This window comes from Lysobacter sp. Root604, assembly GCF_001427505.1.
GTDB lineage: Bacteria > Pseudomonadota > Gammaproteobacteria > Xanthomonadales > Xanthomonadaceae > Lysobacter.
Genome location: NZ_LMGS01000009.1, coordinates 1428839 through 1441439, shown reverse-complemented (window position 1 = coordinate 1441439; position 12601 = coordinate 1428839). Strand labels below are relative to the sequence as shown.

General features: G+C 68.8%; 7 protein-coding genes and 2 riboswitches. Of the genes, 4 read left to right on the top strand and 3 right to left on the bottom strand.

The window, feature by feature from the left end:
- Positions 1-104: 104 nt before the first annotated feature.
- Positions 105-1487 (bottom strand): DUF3999 domain-containing protein, encoded by a 1383-nt coding sequence (locus ASD69_RS14655; RefSeq protein ID WP_056179406.1) that lies wholly within the window; start codon positions 1485-1487, stop codon positions 105-107.
- Positions 1484-4264, bottom strand: a complete 2781-nt coding sequence (locus tag ASD69_RS14650; protein WP_056179403.1) for a DUF2339 domain-containing protein — start codon at positions 4262-4264, stop codon at positions 1484-1486. The genes ASD69_RS14655 and ASD69_RS14650 overlap by 4 nt, the downstream gene beginning before the upstream one ends.
- A 127-nt stretch (positions 4265-4391) precedes the next feature.
- A riboswitch (cobalamin riboswitch) is annotated at positions 4392-4685 on the top strand.
- Between the two features lie 368 nt (positions 4686-5053).
- On the opposite strand from ASD69_RS14650, the gene ASD69_RS14645 reads away from it, so the two are divergent.
- The gene (locus tag ASD69_RS14645; protein ID WP_235567237.1) at positions 5054-7399 is read left to right on the top strand and encodes a ribonucleoside-diphosphate reductase subunit alpha; all 2346 of its coding nucleotides are present in this window, start codon (positions 5054-5056) and stop codon (positions 7397-7399) included.
- Between the two features lie 46 nt (positions 7400-7445).
- On the opposite strand, the gene ASD69_RS14640 is transcribed toward ASD69_RS14645, so the two are convergent.
- Positions 7446-7799: a four helix bundle protein gene (locus tag ASD69_RS14640; RefSeq protein ID WP_056179400.1), complete on the bottom strand. Its 354-nt coding sequence runs from the start codon at positions 7797-7799 to the stop codon at positions 7446-7448.
- Between the two features lie 69 nt (positions 7800-7868).
- Between ASD69_RS14640 and ASD69_RS14635 the strand changes: the two genes are divergently transcribed.
- From ASD69_RS14635 to metE, 3 genes are all read left to right on the top strand, one after another.
- On the top strand, positions 7869-8915 hold the full coding sequence (locus tag ASD69_RS14635) for a ribonucleotide-diphosphate reductase subunit beta (RefSeq protein ID WP_056179398.1): 1047 nt from the start codon (positions 7869-7871) through the stop codon (positions 8913-8915).
- A gap of 216 nt (positions 8916-9131) precedes the next feature.
- Complete coding sequence (locus ASD69_RS14630) at positions 9132-9530, top strand: acyl-CoA thioesterase (RefSeq protein ID WP_162250663.1); 399 nt, start codon at positions 9132-9134, stop codon at positions 9528-9530.
- Positions 9531-9606: 76 nt separating this feature from the next.
- Positions 9607-9823, top strand: a riboswitch (cobalamin riboswitch).
- A 209-nt stretch (positions 9824-10032) separates the two neighbouring features.
- Complete coding sequence (metE, locus tag ASD69_RS14625) at positions 10033-12312, top strand: 5-methyltetrahydropteroyltriglutamate--homocysteine S-methyltransferase (protein WP_056179391.1); 2280 nt, start codon at positions 10033-10035, stop codon at positions 12310-12312.
- Positions 12313-12601 lie beyond the last annotated feature (289 nt).

The window sequence follows — 12601 nt, the reverse complement described above, 5'->3', positions numbered from 1 at the left end:
GATTCGGGATTTGTGATTCGAAAAAGCGAAAAGCCCGCAACCGCGGGCTTTTGCTCTTGCCGTAACGAATCCCGATTCCCGAATCCCAAATCCCGGCTCCTAAATCACGCCGCCGGCGGCGCGCTCCCGCGCAACAGACTGAAAGCGAAGCCGGCGACCACCAGCGCGCCCAGCACCAGCACCGCCCATAGCAGCCAGGTGCGCCAGTTGCGCTCGGGCTCCGGCGCCTGCAGCGCGGCCGCGCCGGCCAGGGCCTTCATCGCACCCAGGCTGGCCTCGGCCGGGCGCCAATCGGCGCCGCGGCCCTGTTGCAGCGCCATCATCGCCTGCGGCAGCGGCAGATCGTCGCGCGCGGTGCGCGCGCTGCCGGCGACCAGGGCGTAAGGCGGCGCGCCCTGGGCGATGAAGACCACCATCTCCGATTGATAACCCAGACGCAGGGTCGGCTCGGCCGGCACCGCTGCATCGGCGCGCAGGCGCCAATAGCGGTCGTCGGTACGCGCCGTCAAGGCGCGCGAGGACGAGCGACCGTCGGCGCCGACCCGGAAGGCGGTCCAGGTGTCCAGGCGGCGTTGCCACGGCGCGTCGGCCTGGTCGCGGCTTTCCAGGGTCCAGCGCACCGCGTAATTGCCGGGCAGCGCGACGTCGATGCGCTGGATCGGGAAGCGGCCGTCGAGTTCGAATTCGAAACGCGCGCCCTTGTCCTTGGCGCCTTCGGCGGCCAGGCGCTGGCCCTTGAGCTGGCGCCAGCGCAGCGGCGCGGGATCGGCACTGGCGCTGAGCTCGGCGCTGACCGCGCGGATCGGCGCCACCGCATCGGGATTAAGCGGGCTCAGGCGCAGATAGCGCGCACGCAGGCCATTGGTCTCGAACGCGATTCGGCGCTGCAGCAAACGCCGACCGCCCTGCTCCAGATCGACCAGGCGCCCGTTCGCGGCAACCTCGCGCCAGCGCTCGAGATCGTCGCTGGCCTCGACCCGATAGGCCGCGTCCAGCGCGGTACCCGGCGCCCAATCCAGCTCCAGCGCGCGGATCGGCGTGCGCACGGTGCTGGCGTCGATCAGCAAGGCGGTCTGCGGGCCGGTCGCGGTAGCGCGGCCGATGCCGCGCGCCTCGACCCGGCGCAGGCGTCCGTCGGCCTCGACCTCGCTGACCAACTGCCAGTCCTGCGCGCCGCCGGCCGCGCGCGCGGGCAAGGCGAACCAGGGCAGGCTGACCTTGCTGGTCGCGCGCACGTCGTTGGCGCCAGGCCGGTAAATCGCCGCGGGCACCGGATTGCCGGTGCCGTCGATCACGTCGACGTCGCGCAGGCCGGACTGACGCGCCTGCAGATAGACCGCATCGTCCAGCACGACGCGGTAAGCGCCCGCGTCCGCGCTGCTCAGTTGCAAGGGCCATTGCTGGGCATAGTCGTCGCGCGGCCCGGCCAGGCCCAGCGCGGGCCACAAGACGAAGGCGATGCTCGCTACTGCGCGGACCAGGCTCATGCCGACATCTCCGAAGGGGGCTCTGCGGGTGCATCGCTCGTCGCCGGCGGCGCCGGCGCGAGGTAACCGACCAGGGTGCACAACAGGCCGTAAGCGATGAAGGACGCGATTCCGAGCAGGTTGCCCAGGTGGGTGCGGTCGACGAACACCAGCTTGGCCAGCACCACCGCCATCAGCACCGCGCCGGCCAGCCACAGCCCACGCTGGCCGCGACGCGAGCCGATCACCCAGCCGAGCACGCCGAGCAGGCTCCAGACCACGGTCAGGCTGGTCTGGACCAGACCGGTGCGGTACATCGACCCATCCCAAGGCACACCGCCCCAGTGGTGGGTGGCACGCAGGGTGATCGCGGTGATCAGGGCGAAGCCCGCGGCCGCGAGCAGCGGCACCCGGCGCGCGCGCAGATCGTCCGGCGCCGACGGCGAGGCCAGCCAGAACGCGAACAGCGCCAGCACCGCGAGCTGGATCAGGTCCAGCGGATTGAGCAGCGGCACCCAGGGCAGCGGCGCGCTGCCGCCGGGCTGGCCCAGCACGACGATGGCGCCCAGCGCAAGGGCGAACACGAAGCTGCCCTGGACCACGCCGCGCCATTGCCGGAAGCGCTCGCTCAGCGGCGGCGCGACGGCTTCGGGCCGCCACTGCAGGGCCGCGGCCATCAGCAGGAACGGCAGCGCAAGCGCGGCCCAGGTCCAGCCGTCGCCGACGGTGGCGCGGCCGACGAACTCGTGCAGCGACAGACTGGCCGCCAGCGGCCAGGCCCACAGCCAGGCCGCGTGCGCGAACGCGAGCTCAGCGCCGGCGCGATCGCGCAGGCAGCGCAGCGCGCGCAAGCCCGCGAGCGCGTACACCAGCCAGGCGGCGAGGCCATAACCGGCGAACGGATGCAGATGCGCGGTTTCCTGCACGATCGCCAGCGGCAAGGCCGCGGCCAGGCCCAGCGCGACCGTCCACGACAGCGCGCGCGTGGGCAGGCGGCGGTAGGCTTCCGCGGCCAGCCAGGCGGTGAACGCGACGAAGGCCAGGCTGGCGTCGGCGCGCAGATCGGACAGCAGGAAGCGGTCGAACTCGCCCCAGGCGTTGCCGCACCACCAGGCCAGGCCCCACAGGTAATACGCCAAGGCCGGATTGCGCTGCTCGGCGCGGCGATAGCTCCAGGCGCTGGCGAAACCGGCCAGCGCGATCAGCAAGGCGCCCATGAAGCGCGCGTTGAGCACCGCGGTCAGCGGTTCGGGGCCGTCGCTGATGCCGATCAGGAAACCGCCGGCGGCGAACAGCTGCAAGGCCAGGCCGGCCAGCTGCGGCAAGATGCGCTGCTGACGCAGGCCCAGCCAGACCAGCGCCGCGCCTTCGACCGCGAACACGCAGGCGGTGGTTTGCGCCGACAGCGCCAAGGGCACGGCCAGGGTCGCGAAACCGACCGCGAGCAAGGCGTACGGCGTGGCCAGCGCAACGAAGTGCTCGCGGCGCTTGAGCCACCAGGCCAGCGCCGCATACAGCACGGCCAGGCCCAGCGCGCAGAACGCCAGCGGCATGCGCTCGCCTTCGAGCAGGCCGGCCTGCAGCGAGAACGCGACCAGCGGCGTGCCGAACACCAGGCAGCCGTCGATGAAATCGCGCCGTCCCGCGGCCTGGCGCCAGGCGTAGAGGATGGGGATCAGCAGATAGAAGACGAAGAACAGCAGCAGGAAGGGTTCGGTGCTGGCGAAGTCCGCGCTGCGATAGCGCAGTACGCCCCAGGCGGTGCCGATTCCGAAGGTGAACACGAAGCCGAGCAGGTTGAGCGCGCGCCACGGCCGCCACCAGGCGATCACGAAGATCGCCGCATTGAGCACGGCGTAGTAACTGAACAAGGCGACATGGTTGCCCTGCCCGGTCGACAGCCAGATCGGCGCCATGAAGCCGGCGAAGATGCCCAGCAGCGCCAGCGCGATCGCGTTCTGGCGCACCGCGAGCACGCCGGCGCCGGCGACCAGCACGATGCTGAGCGCGAACGCGGGCCCGGCCTCGATCAGCCCGTACAGTTTGAACGCCGCGAACACCACCAGTAGCAGCACGCCGATCGCGCCGCCCTGCAGGCTCAGCGCGAAGCTGCGCTTGCGTTCGCGCTGGCGCCAGCCGAACACCAGCCCGGCCAGCGCGGCCAGGGCGATGCCGGCCAGGCGGAACTCGATCGGGAAGCGCATCCAGCCCTGATCGGTGGCGTACTTGAGCAGCGCGGCCACGCCCGCGAACAGCACCAGCATGCCGACCTTGACCGGCACGTTGCCTTCGGTGAACCAGCGCTTGACCGCGCCGACCATGCGCTCGATAGGGTCCGGCTGCGCGGGCGCGCGTACCTGGGCGCGCGCGGCGCGGGCGGGCTCGGCGCGCGGCGACTCCTCGAAGATCGGACGCGGCGCCGAGGCGGGCAACGGCGGCGGCAGCGCCGAGGCCGGTTCGGCCGCCGGCGTCGGAACGGCTGGCTCGCCGGGAATTGTGCGCGGCGACGGGCCCGTAGGCGTGCTCGAGACGGGGCTGGGCGGCGGCGATACGGGTGCGGGCGGCAGCGGCGCGTCGCGCATGAGCTCGCCCAGGGTCGGTTCGCGCTCGCCGGGCTGCTCTTCGGCCACGGCGACGGCCGCCGTCGGCCGCGCGGCGGCGCGCTGCGCGAGTTCGGCGATGCGCGCCTCCAACAGCCCGACCCGGGCCTTGAGCCCGGAGATCGATACCAAGGCGATGATCAACAGCACCGGCACGGCCAGCAGCACCAGCACCAACAACGCCAACAGACCCTCCATCGCGCCCCATCCCTGTCCTTGTCGCCACGCACGTTAACACCAAGCGCGGCGCCGCAACGGCGCCGAAGTTTTTGTTGCGAATCTGCGGTCGCTCACCACATATCGTGTTGACGGATCGGGGCACCCCTAATATGTTGTGCCTGTCGGTGCCGATCGCGAGATCGGCTTAAAAGGGAAGCCGGTGCGGACCCGCCCCGAAAGGGCGGCGACAAAGCCGGCGCTGCCCCGCAGCGGTATGGGAAACGAACGCGGTCATTGCACTGGGCGCCCGGCGCCTGGGAAGCGGCCGCCAGTAGGAGAAGCAGGAGTGAGCGGAGAGAAGTGAGTGGTGAGCGGTTTGGTACTCGCTCCTCACTTCTCCCCGCTCACTTCTGGCTTCAAGTCCCGAGCCCGAAGACCTGCCGACAACCGCGCGTCGCACACCGCGCGGTACCGGCTCAGGAGTCTTCGGGGGAAGACGGCCGGTGTCGCCCCGCCACGGTTCGCCGTCGCGGTCCGCGGTCCGTCTCGGCCCGCGCGACACCCTGTCGTCATCCTCGAACACTTCGCGCCCGCGGGGGCGCAAGCCGCAACGCCGATCCTCGGCGTTGCGTCTGCGTCCGCGCACGTCGGCCCTCGTGGGAAGGCCGACGACCCGTGCGCCCACGCATCGGAGCCCCTATGACCACCACCACCGAAGCGCCCGCCGTTGCGAGCACCTCCCCCGCCCCCATCGCCGCCGAAGCACCGGCGCGCAAGCCCGACGTCGCGCCCGGCTTCGCCCTGACCCCGCCGGCGGCCAACCTCACCATGAGCGTGACCAAGCGCAGCGGTCGCCGCGAACCGGTCGACCTCAACAAGATCGTGCGCGCGGTCACCCGCTGCGGCGAGGGCCTGTACGCGGTCGATCCGATGCGCGTGGCCACCCGCACCATCTCCGGCCTGTACGACGGCGCGACCACGCGCGAGCTGGACGAACTGTCGATCCGCACCGCCGCCCTGCTCACCGCCGAGGAGCCCGAGTACGGCCGCCTCGCCGCGCGCCTGCTCAGCAACGTGATCGAGAAGGAAGTCGCCGGCATCGAGATCCACGCGTTCTCGCAGTCGGTCGTGCGCGGCCACGAGTTGGGCCTGATCAACGACCGCCTGCTGACTTTCGTGCAGGCCAACGCGCGCAAGCTCAACGACGCCATCGACCGCAGCCTGGACGCGCGCTTCGACTACTTCGGCCTGCGCACCCTGTACGACCGCTACCTACTGCGCCACCCGACCGCGCGCACCGTGATCGAGACCCCGCAGCAGTTCTTCCTGCGCATCGCCTGCGCCCTCAGCGAGGATGTCGGCGACGCGCTCGCGTTGTACCGCCGCATGGCCCAGCTCGACTACATCCCGTCCTCGCCTACCCTGTTCAACGCCGGCACCACCCACGAGCAGCTGTCGAGCTGCTTCCTGCTCGATTCGCCCGACGATTCGCTGGAAGCGATCTACAAGCGCTACATGGATGTGGCCAAGCTGAGCAAGTTCAGCGGCGGCATCGGCCTGAGCTACACCCGCATCCGCTCGCGCGGTTCGCTGATCCGCTCCACCAACGGCCTGAGCAACGGCATCGTGCCCTGGCTGAAGACGCTGGACGCCTCGGTGGCCGCGGTCAACCAGGGCGGCAAGCGCAAGGGCGCGGCCTGCGTGTACCTGGAGCCCTGGCACGCCGACGTCGAGGAGTTCCTGGAACTGCGCGACAACACCGGCGACGAAGCGCGCCGCACCCACAACCTCAACCTGGCCAACTGGATTCCCGACGAATTCATGCGCCGCGTCGAGGCCGATGCCGAGTGGTCGCTGTTCGACCCGGCCAAGGTGCCGCAGCTGACCGACCTGTGGGGCGAGTCCTTCGACCGCGCCTACCACGCCGCCGAAGCGGCCGGCCTGGCGGTCAAGAAGGTCAAGGCGCGCGACATCTACGGCCGGATGATGCGGACCCTGGCGCAGACCGGCAACGGCTGGATGAACTTCAAGGACAAGTCCAACCGCGCGTCCAACCAGACCCTGCGCGACGGCAACGTCATCCACCTGTCCAACCTGTGCACCGAGATCCTCGAGGTCACCTCGCAGGACGAGACCGCGGTGTGCAACCTGGGCTCGATCAACCTGTCGCACCACGTCGAGATGTACGAAGACGGCAAGGGCGCCTTCGATTTCGACAAGCTGGCCGAAACCGTGCGCCTGGCCGTGCGCCAGCTCGACCGCGTGATCGACCTGAACTTCTACCCGATCGAAACCGCGCGCCGCGCCAATCTGAAGTGGCGCCCGGTCGGCCTGGGCAGCATGGGCCTGCAGGACGTGTTCTTCAAACTGCGCCTGGCCTTCGACTCCGAGCCGGCGCGCAAGCTGGCCCAGGAGATCGCCGAGGCGATCTACTTCCACGCCCTGTCGGCCTCCAACGAGCTGGCGATGGAGCACGGCAAGCACCCGTCCTTCGACGACACCCGCGCCAGCGTCGGCGAGCTGCAGTTCGAAGCCTGGGGTGTGACCCCGTCGCAGCCTGAGCGCTGGGAAACCCTGCGCACGCGCATCGCCGAGCACGGCCTGCGCAACTCGCTGCTGATCGCGATCGCGCCCACCGCGACCATCGCTTCGATCGCCGGCTGCTACGAGTGCATCGAGCCGCAGGTGTCCAACCTGTTCAAGCGCGAGACCCTGTCGGGCGACTTCCTGGTGGTCAACAAGTACCTGGTCGAGGAGCTCAAGAAGCTCGGCCTGTGGACCGCCGAGATGCGCGACCGCATCAAGATGGCCGAAGGCTCGATCCAGTCCGTGCACGAAGTGCCCGAGTCGCTGCGCCAGGTCTACCGCACCGCCTGGGAACTGCCGATGCGCTCGCTGATCGACATGGCCGCCGAGCGCGGCGCCTACATCGACCAGAGCCAGTCGCTGAACCTGTTCATCGAAAGCCCGAACATCGGCCAGCTCAGCTCGATGTACATGTACGCCTGGAAGAAGGGCCTGAAGACGACGTATTACCTGCGTTCGCGTCCGGCCACCAAGATCGCCAAGAGCACGGTCAGCGCGCCGGTGGCCGCGCCCAAGCCGGAGTACACCCAGGACGAGGCGATCGCCTGCTCGCTGGAAAACCCCGAGTCCTGCGAAGCCTGCCAGTAAGAGCGAGAAGCGAGTGCGTAGGAGTGAGGAGTGAGCTATGACGCGATCAGTTCGGTCTGGATGCTCTGCGCAGGACGGTCAGCATGCGGCTGATCTCGTCGACGAGTCCTTTTATCTCGACGAGGTCTGCCGCAAGCAACCAGCCGACCCGTTCGCTGATCAACAGCTGAGTATTCAGCTCAGCCAGAGAGCCCTGTGCGATAGCCAAGAACTGGCCACGCTCCCTCTTGGACTCTCGGGTCCAACCTTCGGCTACGTTGCTCGGCACGGATATCGCCGCACGAGTCATCTGCAATCGAACCCCGTATCGCTCCATAGCCGGTAGTCGCATCGAAACCAGGCACGCAACTTCAGCCAGCCTCATGGACTTGTTCCAAATCACAGTCTCTTGGTAGTGCATCGGCTCCTCCGTCGTCTTCGGAGCCTGAGCTTTTTCTCGCACACCTGAAATCGGAAAAACCTTATGTCCATGTCAGTCACCTCCCCGCTCGCTCCTCACTCCTCTCCGCTCACTCCTAAGCTTCTAGACCCCGGTTTCGATCTCACCCTGCGGCCGATGCGCTATCCGCATTTCTACGAGATGTACCGCGACGCCATCCGTAACACCTGGACCGTCGAAGAGGTCGATTTCTCGCAGGACGTCAACGACCTCAAGCACAAGTTCGGCCCGGCCGAGCGGCATCTGGTCGAACGCCTGGTCGCATTCTTCGCCACCGGCGACAGCATCGTGGCCAACAATCTGGTGCTGAACCTGTACCAGCACATCAACGCGCCCGAGGCGCGCATGTACTTGTCGCGGCAGTTGTACGAGGAAGCGCTGCACGTGCAGTTCTACCTGACCCTGCTCGACACCTACCTGCCCGACCCGAACGAGCGCGCCAAGGCCTTCGACGCGGTCGAGAACATTCCCTCGATCCGCGCCAAGGCCGAGTTCTGCTTCCGCTGGATCGACTCAGTGCAGGACCTCAAGCGCATCGAGACGCGCGAACAGCGCCGCCAGTTCCTGCTCAACCTGATCTGCTTCGCCGGCTGCATCGAGGGTCTGTTCTTCTTCGCCGCCTTCGCCTACGTCTATTACCTGCGCTCGCGCGGCCTGCTCAACGGCCTGGCCTCGGGCACCAACTGGGTGTTCCGCGACGAAAGCTGCCACATGGCGTTCGCGTTCGAGGTAATCCGCACCGCGCGCGAGGAAGAGCCCGACCTGTTCGACGCCGACCTGCGCGCGCAGGTGGTGAAGATGTTCGAGGACGCGGTGAACTGCGAACTCCAGTTCGCCCAGGACGTGCTGTCCGGCGGCGTGGTCGGCCTGTCGCTGAAGGACATGCGCCAGTACCTGGAGTACTGCGCCGACCAGCGCATGGCCCAGCTGGGCATGCCCAAGCATTTCGGCGCCACCAACCCCTTCGGCTTCATGGACCTGCAGGACGTGCAGGAAGTGACCAACTTCTTCGAGCGCCGGGTCTCGGCGTATCAGGTCGGCGTACAGGGCGAAGTGGCGTTCGACGAGGCGTTTTGATTCAGGCGGGTGAGATACCCGCGCGCCGAAACCTCTCCGACCTGCTTAAGGCCCCTCTCCCGCTCGCGGGAGAGGGGTTGGGGTGAGGGCGTGAGCGCCAACGGCGCGAATGCCTTTGCTTTGATTCCTAGCCGCTAAAGCAAAAGCGCCCCTCACCCTAACCCTCTCCCGCAAGCGGGAGAGGGAACTGTTCGCTACGACGTCGCTCTCCTCGCTCTGCCGGGAAACAAACCCATGACCGAAGCCCGTATCATCGAAATCGTCTTCCCCGATCACACCAACCACCTGGGCACCCTGTTCGGCGGCCAGGCCCTGGCCTGGATGGACAAGGCCGCCTTCGTCGCCGCCTCGCGCTACGCGCGGCGCACGGTGGTGACCGCGCGCTCGGAACAGATCGACTTCCACACCGCGGTGCCCAAGGGCGCGCTGGTGGAGCTGATCGCACGCGTGGTCTCGGTGGGTCGCACCTCGATGCAGGTCGAGGTCGAGATGCACTGCGAGGACCTGCTCAGCGGCGAATCGCAACTGGCCACGCGCGGGCGCTTCACCATGATCGCGCTCGATCGCGACGGCGTGCCGACGCCGGTGCCGGCGCTGGAATCCGCTGCGGCCTGAACCCGCGAACGTCGATTGACGGGCCCCGCTCCTAGGCGTACTTTGGCAGCCGTCATGGTGACCATCGCTTCATAAAGATAAAGCGATGCGACAAGACGCCGCCGGTTCGCGCCGGCGACGGCTAGAGGGAATCCGGTACGGACTCGCGTCCAATTCCGGAGCTGCCCCGCAGCGGTATAGGGAACGACCTCCGTCAGGCACTGGGTGCGAGCCCGGGAAGCGACGGACAGTAGGCGGCGTCGAACCACGCCATGCCCCAAGCCCGAAGACCTGCCATGACCGGAGGGTCCGCCCTCCGTCCGACTCCGGCCCCGCGGGTCGGCGCGTGCGTGCGGCCATGGCCGTTCGCCCTCGCCCTCCACGGGACCGGTTCGCCCGCGGGGGCGAAGGTCGAAGGCAGGTCGTGCTCCGGCGTCGCCGCATCCGCGGCGGGCGGTCGCGCGTGCGTACCCGCCTTCCTTCGTTGCCCTGCTCATGCCCACACGCATCGCAGGAGACTTCAATGATCAGCGTTACCCACCTCGGCTTCCCGCGCATCGGCGCGCGACGCGAGCTCAAGCAAGCCCTGGAATCGTTCTGGAAAGGCGAGATCGCGGCCGGCGATCTGCACGACACCGCACTCACGCTGCGCGCACGCCACTGGACGCTGGCGCGCGACGCCGGCGCCGACGTCGTGCCTTGCAACGACTTCTCGCTCTACGACCATGTGCTGGACACCGCCGTCCTGTTCGACGCGGTGCCCGCACCCTATCGCGATACCTTGGATGCCGATCCCCTGGCCGGTTACTTCGCGCTCGCGCGTGGCCTGCAGGACGCGCGCCACGACCTGCGCGCCCTGGAAATGACCAAGTGGTTCGATACCAACTACCACTACCTGGTGCCGCAGTTCGAGTGCGATCAGCGCTTCGCGCTGCGCGGCGACAAGCCGCTGGCCGAGCTCGCCGAAGCGCAGGCGCTTGGCCTGCAGGCACGGCCGGTGCTGCTGGGGCCGGTGTCGCTGCTCAAGCTCGGCAAGCGCCGCGACGGCGGCGATCCACGCGAGTTGCTGGACGCGCTGCTGCCGGCCTACGCCGAACTGCTGACCCGATTGAAGGCGGCGGGCGCGCAATGGGTGCAGTTGGACGAGCCCTGCCTCGCGCTGGATCTCGATGACGACGATCGCCGGGCCTATCGTCGCGCCTACGACGCGCTGGCCGGCGTCGATGCGCCCGCGCGCCTGCTCGCCAGCTACTTCGGCGGGCTGGGCGACAACGCCGAACTGGCCGCCGCCCTGCCCGTGCAGGCCCTGCACCTGGATCTGGTGCGCGCGCCCGGCCAGCTCGAAGCGCTGCTGCCCAAGCTGCCCGAAGACCGCGCGCTCAGTCTGGGCGTGGTCGACGGCCGCAACATCTGGCGCGCCGATCTCGACGCGGCGCTCAGTCTGGCGCGCCGCGCCGGTACGCGCGCGCAGTGGCTGGCGCCGTCGTGCTCGCTGCTGCACGTGCCGATCGACCTGGGCCTGGAACGCAAGCTGCCGCCGCCGTTGCAGCAGTGGATGGCCTACGCCAAGCAGAAGCTCGAGGAACTGCGCCTGCTCGCCGACACCCTGGCCGACGACGACCGTGCGGCGGGCGCCTTGGGCGCGGCCGCGAGCGCGCGCGCCGCGCGCCTGGCCTCGCCGCTGCTGCGCGACACCCAGGTGCGCGCCAAGCTGGCCGCGGTGGTGCCAGCGATGACCCAACGCGATTCGGCCTATGCGCAGCGCGCGCGGGTGCAGGCGCAGCGTCTGAAGCTGCCCGACTTCCCGACCACCACGATCGGCTCGTTCCCGCAGACCTCGCAGGTGCGCCAGGCGCGCGCCGAGCACAAGGCCGGGCGCCTGGACGACGCCGGCTATCGCGCCTTCCTCGAGCGCGAGACCGAGCTGTGCCTGCGCGAACAGGAAGCGTTGGGCCTGGACGTGCTGGTGCACGGCGAGTTCGAACGCAACGACATGGTCGAGTACTTCGGCGAGCAACTGTCCGGCTTCGCCTTCACCGCCCACGGCTGGGTGCAGAGCTACGGCTCGCGCTGCGTGAAACCGCCGGTGCTGTACGGCGACGTCGCCCGCCCGCGCGCGATGACGGTGGACTGGGCGCGCTACGCGCAGTCGCTGACGCCGCGCCCGGTCAAGGGCATGCTGACCGGGCCGGTCACGATCCTGCAGTGGTCGTTCGTGCGCGACGACCAGCCGCGCGCCGACACCTGCCGCCAGATCGCCCTGGCCTTGCGCGAGGAAGTGCTGGACCTGGAGGCGGCCGGCATCGCGGTGATCCAGATCGACGAGCCCGCGTTGCGCGAAGGCCTGCCGCTGCGCCGCGCCGACTGGCCGGCCTACCTCGCCTGGGCAGGCGAAGCCTTCCGCCTGGCCGCCAGCGGCGTCGACGACGCCACCCAGATCCACACCCACATGTGCTACGCCGAGTTCAACGACATCATCGAGGCGGTGGCCGCATTGGACGCCGACGTGATTTCGATCGAGACCTCGCGCTCGCGCATGGAGCTGCTGGAGGCGTTCGTGCGCTACCGCTACCCCAACGGCATCGGCCCCGGCGTCTACGACATCCACTCGCCACGCGTGCCCAGCGTGGACGAGATGCGCGAACTGCTGGACAAAGCCCTGGACGTGCTCACGCCCGCGCAGTTGTGGGTCAATCCGGACTGCGGCCTCAAGACCCGCGGTTGGCCGGAGGTGCGCACCGCGCTGAAGGCGATGGTGCAGGCGGCGCAGGCTTTGCGCGAGTCGGCAACTGCGGCGGTTTGACGTCGAGCCCGAAAGCGGCCCCTTCGCACGAGTTCCCCCCTTTGAAAAAGGGGGGCTAGGGGGGGATTTGCTTTTGCCCGGTGCCAACAGCAACAGCAAATCCCCCGGCGCCGCTAGCCACAAATCGACATCGATTCACACAAGGCGCCCGCCCCCTTTGTCAAAGGGGGCGATGGAGATGGTGCAGGCGSCGCAGGGTTTGCGCGAGTCGGCGACTACGGCGGTTTGATGTCGAGCTCGAAAGCGGCCCTTCGCACGAGTTCCCCCCTTTGAAAAAGGGGGGCTAGGG

Coding starts and splice junctions, on each gene's coding strand:
- ASD69_RS14655 (WP_056179406.1), bottom strand. CDS start 1,487: ATGAGCCTGGTCCGCGCAGTAGCGAGCATCGCCTTCGTCTTGTGGCCC.
- ASD69_RS14650 (WP_056179403.1), bottom strand. CDS start 4,264: ATGGAGGGTCTGTTGGCGTTGTTGGTGCTGGTGCTGCTGGCCGTGCCG.
- ASD69_RS14645 (WP_235567237.1), top strand. CDS start 5,054: ATGAGCGTGACCAAGCGCAGCGGTCGCCGCGAACCGGTCGACCTCAAC.
- ASD69_RS14640 (WP_056179400.1), bottom strand. CDS start 7,799: ATGCACTACCAAGAGACTGTGATTTGGAACAAGTCCATGAGGCTGGCT.
- ASD69_RS14635 (WP_056179398.1), top strand. CDS start 7,869: ATGTCAGTCACCTCCCCGCTCGCTCCTCACTCCTCTCCGCTCACTCCT.
- metE (WP_056179391.1), top strand. CDS start 10,033: ATGATCAGCGTTACCCACCTCGGCTTCCCGCGCATCGGCGCGCGACGC.